At 56.0% G+C, this 20,639-nt stretch carries 16 protein-coding genes; 9 read left to right on the top strand and 7 right to left on the bottom strand.

Annotated features, from left to right (window positions below; all coding sequences use genetic code 11):
- Positions 1-131 precede the first annotated feature (131 nt).
- Positions 132-2,786 (bottom strand): aconitate hydratase AcnA, encoded by a 2,655-nt coding sequence (acnA, locus tag ACDI13_RS15240; RefSeq protein WP_316990660.1) that lies wholly within the window; start codon positions 2,784-2,786, stop codon positions 132-134.
- Positions 2,787-3,020: 234 nt separating this feature from the next.
- Here acnA and ACDI13_RS15245 point away from each other — a divergent pair, with 234 nt between their 5' ends.
- Positions 3,021-4,028 (top strand): GntR family transcriptional regulator, encoded by a 1,008-nt coding sequence (locus ACDI13_RS15245; RefSeq protein ID WP_316990661.1) that lies wholly within the window; start codon positions 3,021-3,023, stop codon positions 4,026-4,028.
- 4 nt (positions 4,029-4,032) lie between these two features.
- A complete protein-coding gene (locus ACDI13_RS15250) occupies positions 4,033-5,193 on the top strand; it encodes a PrpF domain-containing protein (protein ID WP_316990662.1) in 1,161 nt (386 codons plus the stop codon).
- Here ACDI13_RS15250 and ACDI13_RS15255 read toward each other — a convergent pair.
- Positions 5,190-6,176, bottom strand: a complete 987-nt coding sequence (locus ACDI13_RS15255) for an AraC family transcriptional regulator (RefSeq protein ID WP_316990663.1) — start codon at positions 6,174-6,176, stop codon at positions 5,190-5,192. The two genes, ACDI13_RS15250 and ACDI13_RS15255, sit on opposite strands and share 4 nt — an antisense overlap.
- Before the next feature lie 301 nt (positions 6,177-6,477).
- Here ACDI13_RS15255 and ACDI13_RS15260 point away from each other — a divergent pair, with 301 nt between their 5' ends.
- From ACDI13_RS15260 to ACDI13_RS15285, 6 genes are all read left to right on the top strand, one after another.
- Positions 6,478-7,659 (top strand): ABC transporter substrate-binding protein, encoded by a 1,182-nt coding sequence (locus tag ACDI13_RS15260; RefSeq protein ID WP_316990664.1) that lies wholly within the window; start codon positions 6,478-6,480, stop codon positions 7,657-7,659.
- Positions 7,660-7,697: 38 nt separating this feature from the next.
- A complete protein-coding gene (locus tag ACDI13_RS15265) occupies positions 7,698-9,089 on the top strand; it encodes an aromatic ring-hydroxylating dioxygenase subunit alpha (RefSeq protein ID WP_316990665.1) in 1,392 nt (463 codons plus the stop codon).
- A gap of 32 nt (positions 9,090-9,121) precedes the next feature.
- The gene (locus tag ACDI13_RS15270) at positions 9,122-9,658 is read left to right on the top strand and encodes an aromatic-ring-hydroxylating dioxygenase subunit beta (protein WP_316990666.1); all 537 of its coding nucleotides are present in this window, start codon (positions 9,122-9,124) and stop codon (positions 9,656-9,658) included.
- A complete protein-coding gene (locus ACDI13_RS15275; RefSeq protein ID WP_316990667.1) occupies positions 9,658-10,263 on the top strand; it encodes a cysteine hydrolase in 606 nt (201 codons plus the stop codon). The genes ACDI13_RS15270 and ACDI13_RS15275 overlap by 1 nt, the downstream gene beginning before the upstream one ends.
- 12 nt (positions 10,264-10,275) lie before the next feature.
- Positions 10,276-11,103 (top strand): SDR family oxidoreductase, encoded by an 828-nt coding sequence (locus tag ACDI13_RS15280; protein WP_042488955.1) that lies wholly within the window; start codon positions 10,276-10,278, stop codon positions 11,101-11,103.
- 104 nt (positions 11,104-11,207) lie between these two features.
- Complete coding sequence (locus ACDI13_RS15285) at positions 11,208-12,800, top strand: NAD(P)/FAD-dependent oxidoreductase (protein ID WP_316990668.1); 1,593 nt, start codon at positions 11,208-11,210, stop codon at positions 12,798-12,800.
- Between the two features lie 158 nt (positions 12,801-12,958).
- Here ACDI13_RS15285 and ACDI13_RS15290 read toward each other — a convergent pair whose 3' ends face one another.
- The 5 genes from ACDI13_RS15290 to ACDI13_RS15310 all read right to left on the bottom strand — a co-directional run bounded on the left by ACDI13_RS15290 (position 12,959) and on the right by ACDI13_RS15310 (position 17,648).
- Positions 12,959-14,293 (bottom strand): aldehyde dehydrogenase family protein, encoded by a 1,335-nt coding sequence (locus ACDI13_RS15290; protein ID WP_316990669.1) that lies wholly within the window; start codon positions 14,291-14,293, stop codon positions 12,959-12,961.
- Positions 14,294-14,325: 32 nt separating this feature from the next.
- Positions 14,326-15,063, bottom strand: a complete 738-nt coding sequence (locus ACDI13_RS15295; protein WP_316990670.1) for an SDR family NAD(P)-dependent oxidoreductase — start codon at positions 15,061-15,063, stop codon at positions 14,326-14,328.
- A 10-nt stretch (positions 15,064-15,073) separates the two neighbouring features.
- On the bottom strand, positions 15,074-16,651 hold the full coding sequence (locus ACDI13_RS15300) for a class I adenylate-forming enzyme family protein (RefSeq protein WP_316990671.1): 1,578 nt from the start codon (positions 16,649-16,651) through the stop codon (positions 15,074-15,076).
- A 34-nt stretch (positions 16,652-16,685) separates the two neighbouring features.
- Positions 16,686-17,132: a carboxymuconolactone decarboxylase family protein gene (locus ACDI13_RS15305; RefSeq protein ID WP_316990672.1), complete on the bottom strand. Its 447-nt coding sequence runs from the start codon at positions 17,130-17,132 to the stop codon at positions 16,686-16,688.
- Positions 17,133-17,201: 69 nt separating this feature from the next.
- Complete coding sequence (locus tag ACDI13_RS15310) at positions 17,202-17,648, bottom strand: DoxX family protein (protein ID WP_372372506.1); 447 nt, start codon at positions 17,646-17,648, stop codon at positions 17,202-17,204.
- A gap of 541 nt (positions 17,649-18,189) precedes the next feature.
- Between ACDI13_RS15310 and ACDI13_RS15315 the strand changes: the two genes are divergently transcribed.
- Entirely contained in the window at positions 18,190-20,631 is a 2,442-nt protein-coding gene (locus tag ACDI13_RS15315) for a DUF3772 domain-containing protein (protein WP_316990674.1), read from the top strand.
- The last annotated feature ends 8 nt before the right edge of the window (positions 20,632-20,639 follow it).

The raw sequence follows: 20,639 nt of genomic DNA on the forward strand, positions 1-20,639 counted from the left end.
GCACGAGAGGATCAAGTGACAAAACAAACTCAATCCTATGTTGCTCCTGCGGATGTAAACAAAAACGCCAAGGTTATGTACCTTGGCGTTTTTATTGAGCCTGCGCCGCACGCTGTTAAGAGCTTGGCGGCTTAGTCCTCCAGGTACTTGCGCCAGACGCGTGGCAGGATACCGCCATGACGCCAGTATTCCATGTCCTCGACTGTATCCAGACGCACAATCACCGGCACGGACTGGGTGCTGCCATCCAGGCGGTGGATGATCAGCTCGGCTTGTGAACGTACCCCCAGGTTTTCTTCCAGGCCTTTCACATCAAAGGTTTCGCTGCCATCCAGACCCAAGGTATCGGCATTGGTGCCCTCCTGGAACTGCAGGGGCAGCACACCCATGCCGACCAGGTTGGTGCGGTGGATACGCTCGAAGCCTTCTGCGACCACGGCCTTCACACCCAGCAAAGCGGGGCCTTTGGCGGCAGAGTCGCGGGAAGAACCGCAACCGTAGTTCTTGCCAGCAATCACCAGCAGGGGAACCTGACGTTCCTGATAGGTCTGGGCCGCTTCAAAAATACGCATGACTTCGCCTTCCGGCATCACCTTGGTGACACCGCCTTCTACGCCGGGAACAATCTTGTTGCGCAGACGGATGTTGGCGAAGGTCGCACGTTTGACCACTTCGTGGTTGGCACGACGCGTGGTGTAGTTGTTGAAGTCTTTTTGCTCCACGCCCTTGGACAGCAGGAAGTCAGCGGCCGGTGTGCCCAGGCTGATCGAACCCGATGGCGAGATGTGGTCGGTGGTGATGGAGTCACCCAGAATGGCCAGCGGACGCATGCCACGCAGGTTGGCTACGGGGGCGGGTTCGCGTTGCAAGCCGTCAAAGTAAGGCGGTTTGCGGATGTAGGTACTGTCGGCTTCCCATGGGTAGTGACCGCCATTGCTTTCGCGGGCCAGGGCGTCCCAAGGTTCGCCGCCGTCGTACAACTCGGCATAACGCTCGATGAACAGGTCGCGGTCGTACGCGCCGTGGATGGCTTCTTGCACTTCGGCGGATTTGGGCCAGATGTCGCTCAGGTAGACGTCTTTACCGTCCTGATCCTTGCCCAGCGGGTCGCGGGTCAGGTCCACATTCAGGTTGCCAGCCAGGGCGTAGGCCACAACCAGGGCGGGCGATGCCAGGTAAGCAGCGCGCACGTTGGCGTGGATACGGCCTTCAAAGTTACGGTTACCCGACAGTACGGCGGTGGCAATCAGCTTTTCGGATTCAATCGCGTTGACGATATTGGCAGGCAGTGGGCCTGATCCACCGTTACACGTGGTGCAGCCAAAACCAGCAATGTTGAAACCCAGCACGTCCAGATCGTCTTGCAGTTGGGCACGCTCCAGCACGTCCGCCGTTACCTGACTACCGGGCACCAGCGAGGTCTTGACCCAGGGTTTGCTGCGCAGGCCACGAGCCACGGCGTTACGGGCCAGCAGACCAGCGGCCATCATATTGGCGGGGTTGGCGGTATTGGTACAGGAGGTAATGGCGGCAATGACGACATCGCCATCATTCAGCACAAAGTCCTCGCCTTCCACGGGTACGGCACGCTGCGGGTCGTAAGGACGGCCAGCAATTTTCTGGTGATGGGCGGGGAAGGACTGGGCAGCGGTATCCAGATCCAGATGATCTTCAGGATTGCTGGGGCCAGCCAGGCTAGGCTTGATGCTGCTCAGGTCCAGTTTCAACACGGTGTCGTAAACAGGCGCGGGAGCGGCCGGGTCGCGCCACAGTTTTTGAACCTTGCTGTATTGCTCGACCAGATCAATCTGTTCTTGCGGACGGCCTGTCATGTGCATGTAGTGCAGGGCAGCGTCGTCAATGGGGAAGAACACGGCGGTGGCGCCGTATTCAGGTGCCATATTGGCGATCATGCCACGGTCGCCCAAGGACAGCTCGTCCACGCTGGGGCCAAAGAATTCGACAAACTTGCCCACGACGCCCAGTTCGCGCAGTTTTTGCGTAATGACCAGAACCAGGTCGGTCGGCAGCACGCCGTCATTGAGCTTGCCGGTCAGCTCGATACCTACCACGGCAGGCAGAGCGATGGCGACGGGCAGACCCACCATCACGGCTTCGGCTTCAATACCGCCCACACCCCAGCCCAGAATGCCCAGGCCGTTAACCATAGGCGTGTGGCTGTCGGTGCCCACACAGCTGTCGGGGTAGACCAGATCCACGTCCTTGCCTTCTTCGGACCAGACAACCTGACCAATATGCTCGATGTGCAATTGGTGCATGATGCCTTTGCCTGGTGGCACCACTTTCACGCCCTCAAAATTGCTGGAACACCAGCGCAGGAAGGCAAAGCGTTCGCCGTTACGTTGATATTCGCGTGCCAGGTTGATGTCGGCTGCCTTGGGGTTGGCCCAACTGTCCACTTGCAGGGAGTGGTCAATAATGACGTCGATCGGTACTTGAGGGCGTACGCGGCTGGCGTCACCACCAGCGGCTTCTACGCCTTCGCGCAAGGCGGCCATGTCCAGCAACATGACCAAACCCAGAATGTCCTGACCAAATACGCGGGCAGGGTAGAAAGTGATGCCGTCGCCCACCTTGCGTTGGAGCAGGGAATCAATTTCCTGATCCACGTCGGCATGACGCACGGCCTTCTGACGACAGAGGTTTTCCAGCAGAACGCGCAGTGAATACGGCAGCTTTTCAATACCGGGGATGTTGGCGATAGGAACGTAACGTACGGAACGTCCGTTCAGGGACAGCGTTTCTAGGGCAAGAGACTGAGACATGGCAAACGATTCATCCGTAATGAGAAGGTTGGAGGGGGCCGACCTGAGGGCCCTCTGACTACGTCACCGCTGTGTGAACCCCTGTGGATTCGCGCGATGTCAGCGGGCTTTCGACAAGAATAATCCCAACAAAATTATGCGTCTGGAGCCTTTGTAAAACAATTGAATTGTATTTTGTTTGTATATAATACAATAAAACAATCGAGGATCGCTTCGGTTTTTAGGAATATCTGCATGAAAAGCCAATCTAATTCTTTGCATGTCACCCTGGCGCATCGCCTGCTGGATTATGTGCGAGCAGGGCATTTGCAGGCCGGGCATCATTTGACGGAGCAATCGCTGGCCGAGGCGCTGGGCGCTTCGCGTTCGCCCATACGGGGGGCGCTGGCCTATCTGGCGGAAAAAGGCATTGTGGGCGCGCAGCCGCCTCGGCGCGGCCTGTATCTGTTGAAAGGGGCGGACCAGCTTGGTGTGATCGAAGAAGAACTGGGCACCAGCCAGGATGACCAGATCTATTTGCAACTGGCCCGCGACAAACTCTCGGGCATTTGGGGCGACACCTTGTCGGAGAACGACGCCATGCGTCGTTACGGCCTGACGCGCGAACGTGTGCGCCGTATTCTGGCCCGCGCCGCGAATGAGGGCTGGATAGAACAACGTGCCAGCAAAGGCTGGTCTTTCCTGCCCATGATTGACGGCCCCCAGGCTTGCGAAGAAAGCTATACCTTGCGTCAGATGCTGGAACCTGCCGCCATGTTGCTGCCCGGTTTTGCCATTGACTCCACCGTTTTGCGTCGTGTGCGGCTGCAACAGCAAGCCTTGGCCGATGGGGGCTGGCGTCACGCTGGACATGCCGAGATGTATCAGGCCAATGCCACCTTCCACGAGTCCTTGGCCTCCTTGTCTGGTAACCGTTTTATCGCCCAGACCGTTACACGCCAGAATCAGTTGCGACGCTTGCTGGAGTATCAGGAAACGCTGGATCGGGAGCGTATTCGTCGCCAGTGTCTGGAGCATCTGGCGATTCTGGATTTGCTGGAAAAGGGCGAACGCGCTCAAGCCTCCGCACTTCTGGCCCGTCATCTGGGCAATGCCAGCGAGGAGAAAGTGCAGCAACTGGAACGACAACAGCAGCGCACGACCCGATCAGACTCTTTTAGCGAACCGATGGTCTCTCACGCCGAACCCATGCAGGAGACGGCGCAATTTTCTTTAATGGCGCAAGCCAAGAACCAGGAATAACGTGATGAAGCAAAAATCCCTTCCCGCCGTGTTCATGCGTGGTGGCACCAGCAAAGCCTTGATGCTCAATATGGCAGACCTGCCTGCCGAGCGCGAAGACTGGACGCCTCTGTTTTCCGCCGCCATGGGTACGCCGGACCCATACGGTCGCCAACTGGACGGTATGGGCGGCGGCGTTTCCTCCCTGTCCAAGGTGTGTATTATCGGCCCGTCCAGCCATCCGGACGCCGATGTGGACTACACCTTTGCGCAAGTGGCCATCAAGGAAGAAAAGGTGGATTACCGTGGCAACTGCGGCAATATGAGCTCGGCCGTCGGCCCGTACGCTGTTGAACAAGGCATGGTCAAGGTTGAGGATGGCGAAGCGTGTGTACGCATCCTGAACACCAATACCAACAAGATCATCCACGCCCATTTCACGGTGGAAGATGGCCAGCCTCGTTATGACGGCGATCTGTCCATTCCCGGAGTAGGCGGCACAGGCTCGCCTATCCGTCTGGACTTTGTGGAACCGGGCGGTGCCTCTACCGGTTCCTTGCTGCCTAGCGGTGAGTTGACTGAATGGCTGGATGTCCCTGGCGTAGGCCGTATCGAGGTGTCGCTGGTGGACGCGGCCAATGCGGCGGTGTTTGTACGCGCGGCTGATGTGGGCCTGACCGGTCTTGAACTGCCCGATTGGCTGGAAGCCCACCCTGAAGTACTGGAGCGTCTGGACGCGATTCGTGTACAGGCCTCGGTGCGCATGGGCATTGCTCCCGATGTGGAAGCGGCACGTCAGATCCGCATCGTGCCTTTTGTCTGCATCGTGTCGCCCGCCCAGGACAATCCCACCTTGTCCGGCGACGTGGTTCCCGCCAAAGAGATTGATCTGGTTGCCCGCGTGATTTCCAATGGCCAGCCGCACCGCGCCTTGCCCCTGACCATCTCGCTGTGTACCGCCGTGGCTGCTCGTTTGACGGGCAGCCTGCCTTCGCAATGCCTGTCTGACTCGGTTGCCCCCCAAGGTCCGCTGCGTCTGGGCATGCCGTCCGGCGTATTGACGGTAGGTGCGGAAGTGGAAAAGAAAGACGGCCAGTGGTTTGCCAAGGCCGGTTCCTTCTATCGTACGGCGCGTCGTTTGTTTGATGGCCGTGTGTGGGTTCCCGGCAAAGCCTTGAAGGATTAATCCACGATACGCAAGTCCTGCGAGGGCGAACGCCCGAAGCGGGACTTGTAGTCCGCACAGAAGCGGCCGAAATGGTTGAACCCGCAGCGCAAGGCAATCTCGCTGACCTGGGTGCCGGGTGTGGCGGTGCGTATGGCTTGCTGGGCCGCTTCCAGACGAATCTGTTTCAAGAACTGCATGGGGCTCAGCCCCCGTTCCGTACGAAATGCCAGCGTCAGGCTGCGCACACTGGCACAGGCCGCGGTGGCAATCTGTTCCAGCGTCAGGGCTTCGTCCAGGCTGGCCCGCATGAAATCCTCGGCTCTTTGTACCCGGCGTGAACTGGCCGGGCGCACGCTTTGCTGCAATTGCTGGCTGTAGTTACCCGGCTGGGTATGAAACAGATGCAGCAAAAGATTGTCTTCGGCCTGACGCGACCACTGATCCATTTCTGGCGGTAAATGCCCGCCATAAGCCAGCAAGCTGCCAATCTGGTGCTGCCAGGCACAGCCGTGCGGTGAATCCAGCGACATGCCCGCGGCAAATTCAATCGGCCTGTCCAGGCTCAGGCCCAAGGTTTGACGGGCCACTTCTTCCAGCCGGTGGCGCGGAATCTTCACCAAAAATTGTTCACAGCCCTGTTCCCAATCCAGTTCAACCTGGAGGGAAGGGGAGATCACGCTGGCAATGTTAGGGTTGGCCTGGACGTACTCCCGACCAACCCGAATACAGGATCGTCCCTGTATCGGCACCTGAAACAGCAGAAAGTCTTCCAGAATCCCCGGCGAGACCTGCACCGCCGCGCCATATTTCAGCAAGACAAAGGAAAAGCTGTGGCTGCTGGCATAGCGCAGGGAGGCATCGACTGGGCCGTCATTCCAGGTCAGGCGGTGCTCGGTTAGAAAACCGGCGGTCTCGCTGCGTGTCTGATCCGGGCAGCGCGATTCAAAGCGCGGCGCACTGTGTTGCAAGGGGGCCAGCCCTGACATAAACCACGCTTGCATGATGTGTGTCTCCAAATTTTTGCCGGTTAGGGATAAGGCTTGCCGAATCTGGATAGCCGCCTGTTCCGAGCCGGTCTAATGTATTTCAAACCTAAAACAGTAATCCTGTCCCGGCACCTTAGCAGATTGGGATACGACTGGGAATTGCTGTATTCACGTAGTCCCTTGGGCCCGTCTTCTTTGGCCTGCAGGACAAGCGCCGCAACACATACAGGCGTCAGTGATACACCGCTTCCGGCGTATTGGGGGACCAAGGCAGGCTTAAAGTCCAGTTTTTAAAAGACAGAGGACGGAGACAAACATGAAGAAACAATTAGCGTTCTGTATGAGCACCTTGGCCTTGGCCCTGGCCTGTAGCCCGGCGTCTAGTCAGGAAGTATTCAAGGTGGGGCTATTGACCACCTTGTCCGGCCCTGGTGCGGCTATTGGCCAGGAAATCCGTGATGGTTTCGAGCTGGGCCTGAACCACTCGGGCGGCAAGCTCGGCGGTGTGGATGTGGCTTTGGAGGTGCTGGACGATCAGCAAAAACCGATGGAAGGCCGTCAAGCGGTGGACCGTCTGGTCAAGCGCGACAAGGTCGATGTCATTACCGGCATTGCTTTTTCCAATGTGCTGCTGCCCGTGATGCCGACGATTTTGAACAGTGACACCGTCTACATTTCCGCCAATACCGGCCCAGCCGATTACGCGGGCGAGCGTTGCCACCCCAATTTCTTCAGCGTGTCCTGGCAGAACGAGGATATTCCTGCCGCCATGGGCAAGTACGTGACCGATCAGGCGCACAAGAAAGTCTATTTGATCGCCCCCAACTACCCCGGTGGTCGTGAGTCCATTGAAGGCTTCAAGCGTCTGTTCAAGGGAGAGATTGCCGACGAAGTTTATGTGAAGGTCGGCCAGATGGATTACGCCGCCGAATTGGCCCAGATGCGGGCTTCGGGTGCGGATGCGGTGTTTTTCTTCCTGCCAGGCGGTATGGGCGTGTCCTTTATCAAGCAGTTGATCAACTCGGGTCTGTCTACCCAATTGGCGGTCTATACGCCCGGTTTTTCGGCTGACCAGGACACGATTGGTGCCATTGGTGAGTCCATGAAGGGCATGGCCAACGCCGCCCAGTGGTCGCCGGATCTGGATAACCCGGTCAACAAGCGTTTTGTGGCGGAGTTTGAAAAGACCTACGGACGCCTGCCGTCCATGTATGCCTCCCAGGGTTATGACGCCGCCTTGTTGCTGGATGGCGCATTGAAGTCTGACCCCAAGGCCGCCACCGACCGCGAGGCCTTGCGTAAAGCGTTACGCAGCGCACCGTTCGAGTCCGTGCGCGGGGCTTTTGCCTTTAACAACAACCAGTATCCGGTGCAGACCTACTACATGCGCGAAGTGGCCCTGAATGACAAGGGCCAGATGAGCAACAAGATTGTGTCCACCGTATTCGAGCAGTTCCAGGATCATTTTGCACCGCAGTGCAAGATGGAAAAGTCATAAAGAGGGTGCGCTAAGCATCCGGCAGCAAGGAGGTAATGATGAGCTATAGCAACGAGCAGTTGTCCGCGCTGGTGCGGGGAGACAGCGTACATAAATCGGTCTATACCGATCCTGAAATCTTCCGTCTGGAGATGGAACGCATTTATGGCCGTGCCTGGATCTACATCGGTCACGACAGCCAGGTGCCTAACCCAGGCGACTACCACACTACCTTGTTGGGTGGCCAGGACGTCATCATGGTGCGCGGCAGCGACAAGAAGGTGTACGTACTGTACAACCGCTGCCCGCACAAGGGCGCGAAAGTGGTGGCTGATGGCTGTGGCAATGCCGGCAAGTTTTTTCGTTGCCCGTACCACGCCTGGACCTTCAAGCTGGACGGCCAACATTTGGCCGCGCCGATGAAAAACGGCCTGGAAAACACCTGCTTCGACCCCAAGCACCCGGACTTCTCCATGCGCCGTGTGGCTCGTGTGGAAAGCTACCGTGGCTTTGTGTTCGCCTGTCAAAGCGCCCACGGCCCGGATCTGAAAGAGTTTTTGGGCCCTATCATCACTTCCATCGACAATCTGTGCGATCGCTCGCCTGTGGGTGAAGTGGAAGTGGCCGGTGGCAGCTTCAAGGTCTGGCAGCCTTCCAACTGGAAAGTGTTTTACGAGAACCTGCACGACACCATGCACGCGAATGTCACGCATGAGTCGTCCTACGTGGCTGCCCGCGAACAGGCCGAAGACTATGGCTCCATGCCGTTGGAACTGCATATCATGGACGGAAATGGTGAGCCTTACGGTTTCTGGGAAAAGCTGGACCTGTACGCCTTTGATAATGGCCACGGCTATATGGAAGGTATTTTCAATCCCGGTGCCATCGAAACCGACCCGATCACCAAGGCGCACTACGAAACGCTGAAAGAAGCCTACGGTGAAGAAAAAGCTCTGAACATTCTGGGCGAGAACCGTCACAACAGCATTATTTACGGCAGTGGCTCGCCACATACCGTGTTCCAGCAGTTCCGTGTGATTCGCCCGGTCGCAGTGGACCGCACCCACGTGGAGATCCAGTTGTTCCGCCTGAAGGGCGCACCGGACGATATTTACAAGCGTGGCCTGATGTACGCCAACCTGATCAACTCGCCTTCGTCCAACGTGATGCCGGACGACATTGAAGTCTATGGCCGTTGCCAGGAAGGCAACAAGACCAAGGGCGGCGAATGGATCAGCATGCACCGCTACGACGGCACCGACAAGCCTATTGAAGGCGGCATGGTAGCCATCAACGGCACCAGCGAACTGCCCATGCGCAACCAGTTCCGCGCCTGGAAGCATTTCATGACCACCAGCCTGTACGACGCGCCTGCGCAGTCGGGAGACAGTGGTAAAGCCACGGTGCGTTCGGCTTCCGGTGAGCCTATCGCCCCAGCAGCACAGGCTTAAGCGGGCTGCTGTCCGAGCCAAGGAGAATTCTTATGTTGTTTGATATTGATTTTGACGTCAGCGTGGATCAGGTCACACCTGTGACGCTGAGCCTGGAAGCCATCCGCGAAGTGGAGCAGTTCATCTACCACGAAGCTCGTCTGCTGGACGAGCGCCGTTGGCAGGCATGGTTGGATCTGTGGACCGAGGAGGGTATGTACTGGATTCCTCATAGCTACGACCAGGAAAGCCCGTACGATCACATTTCCCTGTGCTGGGAAAACAAGCTGCTACGTGAACTGCGTATTCGTCGTCTGGAAAACCACCGTAATTGGTCTCAGCAGCCGATTACTCAGTCCTGCCGCGTGCTGGGCAATGTGATGATCGATGGTACCGACCCGGAAGGTTATCTGGTGGTGCGCTCCAGCTTTCACGCCATGGAGTGGCGCGGTAAAGACCCGGTCTACCGTGTTGGCAGCCTGATTCACAAGCTGCAAGCGCAGGAAGGCGGTGGCTGGAAACTGCGTATGAAGCAGGTGAACCTGGTGGATCGGGACGCGGTTCACGGCGCGATTCAGGTGTACATCTAATGTCGGCAGCCCATCACACAGCCTTGCTGGCCCTGCATTATCAGAACGACGTCCTGCACGCTGATGGTCTGATCCGTGTGGGGGTAGAGGCCAACAGCCCCCAGCGTCAGGCCCTGATCGAGGCCGCAGGCCGTTTGCTGGCACAGGCCCGTGCACAGGGCGTGCCCATTGTGCATGTGCGGGTGGGCTATCGGCCTGACTATGCCGATCTGCTGTGCAATGCACCGATTCTGCACAATGTGAAACGCATCGGTGCCATGCAGACCGGCAGTTGGGGAGCCCAGTTCTTTGACGGGCTGGCTCCCTTGCCCAACGAGTTTGAAGTCCACCACACGCGTATTAACGCTTTCTTTGGTTCCGCGCTGGAGCCGGTGGTGCGTCGTTTGGGCGTAGAGCGTCTGGTGATTGCTGGCGTGGCCACCCATTCCGTGGTGGAAAGCACGGTACGCCATGCGGTGGATATGGGCTATGAAGTGGCGGTGGTGGCCAGCGCCTGCGGCGCACCGCCCGCCACGCATGAAGCCTCCCTGGCCAGCATGAGCCTGATTGCTCATATTGATCGGGACGAAGATTGGGCGATGGTCTTTGGTGCGCCACAAGCATAGTAGGAGAAGCACATGCAGCAAGACATGAAGGTGAATTTACAGGGTAAGGTCGCCATCGTGACCGGGTCCACACAAGGGCTGGGGGCGGATATCGCCCTGGCCTTGTGCGCCGCCGGTGCGTGGGTGCTGATTGTCGGGCGCAGCCAGGAAGAAGGCCAGCGTACCGAGGCGCGTTTGCAGGCTGTGGGCAAGGCCCAGTTCATGGCCGCCAATATTTGCGACGATGCGCAGTTGGATGCCTGCGTGCAGGCGGCCCTGGCACAAACCGGCCGCATTGATATTGTGGTGAACAATGCCTGTTCCTATGGGGACGAAGGCCTGGCTTCCAGCCGGGAGTTGTGGCATCAGACGCTGGATGTGAATCTGATCTCCAGCGCGATTCTGGCCCAGAAAGCTACGCCGCATATGGGGCAGGGCGGGGTCATCATCAATATGGGTAGTACGGGCGGGAAATTCGGCGTGGCTGGACGCGCGCTGTACCCGGCGTCCAAAGCGGCCATTTTGCAGTTCACCAAAAGCTTGGCCGTGGAATTGGCGCCTTCCGGGATTCGGGTGCTGACGGTTTCGCCCGCCTGGACCTGGTCGCCGTCCGTCGAACGCATGAGTGGTGGTTCGCGTGAACTGGCCAATCAGGTGGGGGCGCAGGTTCATCCTCTGGGCCGAGTCGGTTCCGGTGAGGAAGTGGCCCAAGTGGTCTTGTTTGCCGTGTCGGGTGCGGCTTCCTGGATGACAGGGATTGATCTGCCTGTGGACGGTGGCTTTTCCGTGCTCGGGCCAGAGCAGGGCAAGTCGCCCCGTCACTGGTTTGAACGCTGGCAGGCGCAGTCGTCTGGCTCATAAATAGAAAAGTGCGGTAAAAGAGGTCCAGGGCTTGTTGACACCTGTTTCTTGCTGCGGGTTCACAAGCCCTGACCCCGTTCAGGGCAATTTAAAAAAGGTGTGGGATGACAGACTCAACAAATAAAAAATCGTATGCCGTCATTGTGGTGGGCAGTGGCATCAATTCTCTGGTATGCGCGGCGTTGCTGGCTCAAAAGGGCAAGCAAGTCCTGGTATTGGAACGTAACGACCGCGCGGGTGGGTGTATCCGTACCGAGGAGCTGTTCCCCGGTTTTACCCACGAACTGCTGTCGTCCTGGTACCCCTTGTTCACCTCCGGTGCTGCCTATGCCCGCCTAAAGGATGATCTGGCCGCCCAGGGCGTGGAGTTTCTGGAAAATGGCTACACCACCGGCGTGGTGGGTAGCGATGGCAAGGGCATGGCCTTGCGTCACGATGTGGGCGATTCGATTCAACGTATCAATGCTCTGCAAGCAGGCGATGGTGATGCCTTCGGTGCCATGTGCAGCCAGTTGTTCGAGCGCGATGCCGGTCTGACCTTTGGCTTGCTGGGCACCGAGCCTTACAGCCGTGGCTTGTTGGGTCTGCTGTTTTCGCAATGGCGCAAGCGTCGCATGGACGGCATGGTTCAGTACGGACGCGAGTCGCTGGAATCCTTCCGCCGCTGGGCCGACCGTGAACTGAAAGATGACCGTGTGCGCGGCATGATGGCGCCCTGGGTCCTGCACTCGGGCCTGGGCCCGGATGATGCCTGCTCGGCCCTGATCGGCAAGCTGACCTTTGCCGCCGTGGTGGCCGGTGGCATGCCGGTGGTGAAAGGCGGTGGCCAGAATCTGGTGCGTGCGCTATGCGCCATGATTGAAAAGGCCGGTGGCCGTATTCAACTGAACACCGAAGTGGAAGAAATTGTGCTGGAAGGACAAAAAGCCCGTGGCGTGCGTGCCGGTGGCCAGGTCTACGAAGCCAGCCATGTCGTGTGTAACGTCACTGCGCCACAGCTTTATGGTCGTCTGTTGCCGGACGCTCCCGCTCAAGTACGCGAACAAGCCAATGCCTACCGCTTTGGCCGTGGCGACATGCAAATTCATCTGGCACTGGACAGCATGCCGAACTGGAGCGATCCAGAGCTGCTGAAAGTGCCCTTGCTGCACTTGTCCGACAGCCTGGAGGACGTCAGCATGAGCGTGGCCCAGGCCAATAACGGTTTGATCCCTGCCAAGTTCACCGTGGCGATTGGCCAGCCTTGCTCTCTGGACCCCAGCCGTGCGCCGGAAGGCAAATGGATTCTGTGGATGCAGATGCAGGATATGCCATCCAAATTGCGTGGCGATGCGGCTGGCAAGATCGATGTTCCTGCCGACGGCAAATGGACTGAAGAAGTCAGCCAGGCCGTGGCCGAACGCATCATCGACCAACTGGAAGGCGTCATGCCCGGTTTGCGTCAACAGATCGTGGGCCAGAAGGTACTGTCGCCTGCAGATCTGGAATCCATCAACTGCAATCTGGTGGGCGGCGACCCGTATTCGGGTATTTGCTCGCCCGACCAGTTCTTCTGGATGCGTCCGTTTGCGGCCAGTAATGGTGCGCGCTCCCACGCCACACCGTACAAAAACGTCTACCACATCGGTGCCTCTACTCACCCAGGCCCTGGCTTGGCAGGGGCGTCCGGATTCATGGTGGCGGAGCAGATTCGTTAGGGAAGTTCGTTTCGGAAAAAGAAACAGGCCAGACAGATCTCATGGCGGTCTATCTGGCCTGTTTTCATGGGTCGGACATGGCTGTCCAGGTCTCGTATCCTCCCTGAAAGGCTATCGCCGGATCAGCGAGGAAGCGGGCCTGTTGCAGGCCTTGAGGCTTATTTCTTGAACGTCAAACGCTTGATATTGACCAAGTGCCGCCAATGCACGGGTTCGGTAGAAATATTGCCTCCCCAGGATCCCGACCCTTGCATGAACGAGAGCGGGATATCCGAGCTGATGCCCAACATGCCTTGGGTCGCGGGCATATTGACCAGAATGCGCCCGGCAGGAAGGATGCTGGCAAACTGATGAATCTCTTCCTGATCTTTGCTGTGGATGACGGCCGAATGCCCGGCTCCTTCCTGCCACAACAATTGTGCCGCCAGACTGATCCCCTGGCCGGCCTCAGATTTGTACAACGTCACAATCGGAGCCATTTTTTCCCGGCTCAGGAAGGCGTGCTGCTCGGGATCGGCGGCAATCAGAATCAGCTTGATCGGAGTGGGGATGTCCACACCCATCTGCTTGGCTAAGGTCATGGCGTCAACACCAATCAGGGTGCGGTGCAGTCGGCCTGTGCTGTCATCAAAAAGAGCATCGATATGCTGTTTTTCCGATATCAGCAGCGCCCCTTTGTGTTTCAGAGTCTCGACAAACTCCTCGTACACACGCTCATCAATAATGATATTGCTTTCAGAGCCGCACACAATGCCGTTGTCATAGGTTTTGCCTTGCAAAATATCGTCGGCTGCCTGTGACAGGTCTGCGCTGGCACTGACATAGACGGGGACATTGCCTGGGCCGACTCCGATGGCTGGGGTGCCGGAGCTATAGGCGGTTTTCACCAGGTCGCCGCCACCGGTTGCCAGAATCAAGGAGACCTGGTCCGACTGCATGATGAGCTGGGTCGTCTCGCGTGAAGGTGTTTGCACGGCTTGAACCAGCGTTTCAGGCAGGTGGTGCTTTTTGAGAATCGCTTGAACCGTTGCGACCACCTGGGCCCCCAGTTGATCCGATTTGCGCGGGTAGCTCAGAATCAGGGCGTTTCGGGTCTTGAGGCTGAGCAGGGTTTTGAACAGCGAATTTGGCACCGGATTGGTCAGCGGAACAATGGCGAAAATAAGCCCTACCGGACTGGCGTATTCAATAAAAGTTTTGCTGCCATGCAGGCGTCCATAGGTTTTTTCACCATAGAGCTCCCGGTAAACCCGGTCGGTGACCAAGCCAAGCTTGTGTATCTTGTCAGGCAGGTTGCCGATGCGCGTGGCGTCCAGTTCGGTTTGGGCCCAGTACTCCAGTTTTTGCTCAAATGTCTGGGCAATGTCGGTAATCAAAGCATCAATTTGCTCGTCGCTGGCTTTTTCGAGTTCGGCTTGCGACTGAACGGCGTTCTGGACGATGGCCAGGACGCTGTCTGCAAGGCTGTGTGCTGGTGAGGCTAGGGTGTCCATAGGGCTCTCCTTCGGTATCGTAATGAAAAACGCTACCAGTTGATGGTGGATTTTTTATAGAAAAACTGACCGTTGATGTCTGCTTTGTTGGCCTCTGCGGCAAGCCAGATCGGTGTTTGGGCACCATCGAGGGCCGTGTTGGGCGCTTTGGAGGAGTCAATGTGGGGATCCAGGCTGGTCTGGCACCAGCCAGGGCTGCAGGAGCAGATGCTGATGTCAGTGTCTCGAAAGTGTTTGGCATAGATCAGCGTGACCATATTCAGGGCCGCTTTGGAAATACGGTAGCCAGGGGCCAGTACAGCGTCGAATCGGGACTGCGGGTCCGAGGCCTGGGACAGGGCTCCCAGGTCGCTGGACATATTGATAACGCGCGCATCAGGCGACTTGGCCAGCAGCGGCATGAGTTCCTGGATAAGAAAGTAGGGACCGGTGGTATTGGTCGACAAGGTAGAGGAAAAGTCCTCAAACGAGACCTTGTCCGGGGTGAAAATGGAGTCGATCATGATGCCGGCGTTATTGATCAGCACGTCCAGCTTTTCCTCGTGTTGGGCCAATTGCGTACGTGCGCGGACAATGGACTGCGGATCCGTAATGTCCAGTTCAATGAAGCGGGCCTGTATGCCTTCCTGGTTCAGTTTCTGGGCTGCTTCCTGGCCTTTTTGGCTGTTGCGACCCGTGATGTAGATCTTATGGCCTTTATGGCCCAGACCCTTGGCGGTTTCATAGCCAATCCCTCTGCTGGCTCCGGTGATCAGGCATGTTTTTTGCATGGGTGTTTCCTTATGAGTGGGCCAATTCGCGCAGCTGTCGTTTCAGCTTCTTGCCTGTTACGCCGATGAATTCGTTAGCAGACTGGAATTCAACCGTGGATAGGGCTGGCCAGTTTTTTTGCCGCATGAGCTGATTGATTCGTTCAGTGATTTCATCTTTTGACACGGTGCAGGAATCAAGCAGTTCGATATAGGCGATCAGCTCATTGTTATCGGTCATGATGACCGTGGCCTCGAAGACTTCATTGATGTCCGCCATAATCGCTTCTTCGATCTGACAACTATAAATTTCCACATTATTGAACGAGAGAGAATCATTGGTTCTGTCTACATGATAGAAATTGCGCTTTTCATCAAAATAGACCAGATCACCCGTCAGCCAATAGCCGTCAATCTTGTTCATCTCGGTCAGGGAGTGGTTGTTCCAATACCCTTGAGTCACCGATTTGGATTTCACCGCCAGCCGGCCCACGCTGTTTTCTTGAAGATATTGTCCTTGCTCATTGAAAACAGCCACGTCAACCCAGGGAAACGGTTTTCCAATGCAACGTTTGTAATTGTCGGATTGGGGAGAGTGGACGTTTCTGAAAATGGCAAAGGCAAATTCCGACGAACCCAGATTGTCGACAAAGAACGAGCCTGGAACCGTTTGCCCGTCCCGCTCGTGATGGCCCAGGGATACCAGTTTTCTGATGTGTTTTTCATGGCTGGCATCGCCGGTTGCAATCCAGTAGCTGATGGATTGAAAGTCGGATTCGCTCAGTGTGTGACGGCACAGGTCTACGTAGACTTTCGGGAAAGCAATCACGACATTGGGACGGGTTTCCCGCACGGCCCGAATAATGGTTGCGGGATCTTTTTTACTGAGAATAGTGACGTGTGCCCCACGGGTGAAAGAGAGCATCAACAGCGAAATCGAAGCCCCATGAGAGTGGGGCAGGATGGACAGGATATGGTCCCCTTTCTGTTTCTTGACCTGCGACCTGACGCCATGAAACATGGACTCATGCGTGAAAATCACCGCCTTGGGAATGCCGGTGGTCCCCGACGTGTGTCCAATCATGATCACGTCTTGTGGTTCATGCGCATAGAAAGGTCGTGATGTGGCTTGTTGTCGTGTTTTTAGCGCGTCAATCGTGTGTATGGGCAAGTGGTAGTTCGCTTGCGCGAACACCTTGGCGATTTCTGCTTCTTTTTCGGGTGTGATGACAAGGTGGTTGGGACGCACGCTGTGCAAGAACTTGAGCAAAATATCGGTGTTCAGCTCGCCATTGATCAGAGCAGGGATGGCCCCGATACTGTTCAAGGCCAAGAAGTGCAGGAAGTAGTCGATGCTGTCCTGAAAATACAGGCTGACCACCTCCTTGGGTTTGACACCTGTTTGTTCGTAGGATGAAGCAATCCGTCTGGCCGTTGCAATGATTTCCTGAATAGAGAAATCTTGCTTTTTGCACGCCTCATTGTCGATCAGGGACAAAATCTTTTTATCACTGCCCTGATAGAACTTCTCATGGATTTTGTGGATGAAATTGCCTGCTCCAAGATGCTCGTCCTTGAGCAGTTCATCCAGATGCAGCTCGTCGATCATACGTCACCCTCTTGTATGGAAAATGGTCTGTTGGTTAGCGGCTGATTTCGTAGTTCATGCTGATGGCCAAGCGGTTCCAGACGTTGACCAAACCGATCAGATACGTCAGATCAACGATTTCCTTGTCATTGAAGTGAGCCTTGAGTTCCTGCAGATGCGTCTGCTTGTCCTCCAGATTCTGAATAAAGGTCACTTGCTCGGCCCAGCGCAGTGCGGCCTGCTCTTGCTCGGTGAACAGGGGGGCTTCTTTCCACGCATTTAAAAGCAGAAGTTTTCGCTCGGAAATACCCAGGCTCAGCGCATGTTTGCTATGCACATCAATGCAAAATGCGCAGCCGTTCAGTTGCGAGATTCTGACCTTGACCAGCTCAATCAATTCTTTGTTCAGTGTGGTCTCGCTGTAGATTTGGGCGTCGTACTTGACGATGGTCTTGTAGATGTTGGGGGACAAAGCAGATGGGTTAAGTCGAGTCTCAGACATGGGATCTCCTGTCAGTGGGAAAAGGGTAGGGTGCATTTGTGAATACGCTGGTTTTAGCCTTGGATTTTGCTAAGGCCTTGGCGAGGTTCTCGCTTTTTCTAGCTGCCATAGCAGGAAGGCACTGGCCGAGCAGACCAGGACGTTGAAATTGATCATGAGCTTTGTGCTCAGGAAAAAGCTCATGCTCAGAGCAAAAATCAGAAACAGCACCCCGCTGAGCAGAGCTGCTAGCGCGCTTTTGTAGTTAAGGAGCAAGGCAATTCCCAGCAGCAATTCCAAAATGGTGACAAACCAGCTCAGTGCGGGAATGGCGCTTGCGAAAAGCCACGGCGTCAGAACCTCTACGTCCTGATGGAATCGGTTCATCCCGCCCCATGTGATATCGAAATTATTTAATTCCCCCCAAAGCCCAAAGCGGTCTGCCACTGCAGATAAAAGAGTGAGGGCTAGTGACAGTCTTAAAAAAAGCAGGATGAATGTCATTTTGGTTTCTTTTCTGTATTCGGTAGGAGGCACAGTTATTCCTTTCTTTGTGTTTCAAAAAAATGATTTCAAGCGACCTAATTGTTTATCGGCTAATTATTTTCATCGTGATTTTGCAATTAATTATTTGCTGCCTGATTTTTTATTTTATTTCGATTTTTTATATTTCATAGCCGTCTTATAGTTAAAGCATGCTGCAAGAATAACTTAATTTTTAATCAAAAAAAGACTTATGAATAATGCTTTTTGTTTTCTGGGGTTTTTATTGTTTTTTAATTTTCTTTGATTACCCTGTTCGGTTTTTACTTTTTTTGCTGATGGTTTTTAGGGCGGTTCTTTTGAGCTTTGTTTTGAGTCTTGACCGGCTTGTTGTCCGGGGTAACTGGCAAGTGACTGTGGCAACCGGGAGCAGGGCATGCTGTGCCAAGTGATCTAGCTGGTTGAGAGGGGAAGGATTTTTCGCTTGTTCCTTCTGTTTTGTGCCAAGAGAGTGATTCTTTCGGTATTCTGTGCATTGTTTCTGCTGCCCAGATGATTCCATGAGGGGCCTGATTTTTTAGCCGGAGTTTTTTTGATGCACGCCTTTCGCCGCTCGCGCCTGTGTGCTTTTTTGCCCTTGTGGTTGCTGGTGCTGGTGCTGAGCATGGCGACGGTTCCCACGGTGGCTGAGACGGTAGCCTGGACGCCTGCCCAGGCCAGTGAGTCTTTGAATGAATTGCGCGACACCTTGCAAACGGTGCAGGCGCGCTTGCAGAAAAATGACGGTTTGGGTGATACGGATCTGGTGGCGTTGCGTAATCAGCTATTGCTGGCGCAAGAGCAGGCGCAGGAGATGAGCATGCGTCTGGAGCCTGAGTTATTAAGCGTCACGGCGCGTTTGACTCAGTTGGGGGTGGTCGATGATCCGGCCGGCGAATCCGAGGACATTGCCCGTCAGCGCGCACAGTTGCAGCAAGCGGTGATCGAGTTGGACGGCATGCTCAAGCTGGCCCGTTTGATTGGAGTGGAAACCACGCAAGGCCTGGATCAGGTGTCTAAACAGCGCCGGATGATTTTTCAGGCAGAGCTGGGGCGACAGTCGCAATCGATTTTGACACCGCGCTTCTGGCGCAATGTATCGCGTGATTTGCCCGGCGATCTGGCTCGGGTAGAGCGTATGCGCCAGGATCTGGCCCAGCGGGTGACGAACTTGCCTGCTTATGTGCCGTGGTTGGCGGCAGCGTTAGCCGGGGTACTGCTGGTTCTGTCGGTCTGGGCGGTACGGGGGATGGAACGCTTTACCATCCGCCACACCAAGCCTTCGCGCTTGCGGCGCTCTTTTTATGCCACGGCGCTGATTGTGCTCTATAGCCTGACCCCCGGTTTGCTGGCCTCGGTGGCGGCAGGGCTGTTTTACTGGAACGGCAATCTGACGCCGGATTTGGCCAGCTTTGTGTCCAAATCTGTGTTTGCCTTGTACCTGGGTGGCTTTGTGACGGGGATGGGGCGTGTGCTTTTGTCGGCACAACGTCCTAGCTGGCGTTTGCCCCCGATTCCCGGCAAGGTAGCGTTGAAGCTGGCCTGGCTGCCGCTGGCGCTAGGCGTCATGGTGGCCTTGACCTGGATGTCGCAGCAATTGCTGGGGCTGATCAACGCCACGCTAAGCACGACCTTGTTGGTCAACAGCGTTAACACGCTGACTCTGAGTATCTTTATTGCGATTGCTGCCTGGAATTTAAGTCAGGGGCGTGAAAAGACGTCGGCGCCTGAAATGGGTGAAGACCCGCAAAAAACGGCACCCGTACAGCAGGGGATGACTTGGTTGCGTGCTATTCCCGTCACCCTGGGCGTGGTGATTGTGCTGGGCATGATTGCCTTCTTGCTGGGTTATATCGCGCTGAGCAGCCTGATTGTGCAGGAAATGTTGTGGCTCGGTCTGGTGATTTGCACCTGTTATGTGCTGGTTGCCCTGATTGCCGATATCGGCCAAAGTCTGCTGCAGCAGTTCAAGGAAAAACGGGCGGCCAATGAATGGACCAGCTCGCAGTTGCGCGGCAGCAGCCAGATTGTGATTGTGCTGTCCGGGGCTCTGCGTCTGTGCCTGATTATTACGGCGATTACGCTGGTTTTGTTGCCCTTCGGGGAAGATCCTACGCAGTGGTTACAGCGTCGTCTTGGTTTTCTGGTCACGGGTTTTTCTTTGGGCCAGGTGCAGCTCAAACCGAGCTCGGTGTTATTGGCGGTGCTGATTCTGGTGCTGGGCATCTTGTTCGTAAAGATCTTGCAACGCTGGGTTGCCAACCAGTTTTTGCCAGCGACGCGTATTGACCCCGGTATGCGTGTGTCTACCGCCAATCTGTTTAGCTATGTGGGCTATTTCATTGTGGTGGCTACGGCGATTTCGTCTTTGGGAGTTGGCCTGGAGCGCATGGCCTGGGTGATTTCCGCCTTGTCCGTGGGTATCGGTTTTGGTTTGCAGGCGGTGGTGCAGAACTTCGTGTCGGGCCTGATTTTGTTGGCAGAGCGACCCATCAAGATTGGTGACTGGGTCAGCCTGAACGGGGTGGAGGGCAATGTACGCAAGATCAATGCGCGGGCCACAGAAATCGAGATGTTTGACCGCTCCACCCTGATTGTGCCGAACTCCGAATTCATCACCAAAACTGTACGTAATGTGACCTTGAGCAACCCTTTGGGCGTGGTGAAGGTCAAGATCAATATGCCTATCGACACGGATGCTAAACGGGTGCGCGCTATCATGCTGGATGTGATGCAAAACCACAGCGATGTCCTGGCGGACCCCGCACCGGATGTGACGCTGGACGGTTTTGATGCCAATGGTTTGCAGTTTACCGCCACCTGCTATGTATCGTCGCCTCGTATCGGTAGCCGGGTACGTAGTGTCTTGATGTTCGATATTCTGGATGAGTTGCGCAAAGAAGGGCTGGCGCTGCACCATACGCAGACCATGACGGTCTTGCCAACGACGCCAGCGGCCAGCCAAACGGAAAACAATAATCCCTTGTCGAATGAGTAAATCCAGAT

The sequence above is a fragment of the Alcaligenes faecalis genome (assembly GCF_041521385.1).
GTDB lineage: Bacteria > Pseudomonadota > Gammaproteobacteria > Burkholderiales > Burkholderiaceae_B > Alcaligenes > Alcaligenes faecalis_E.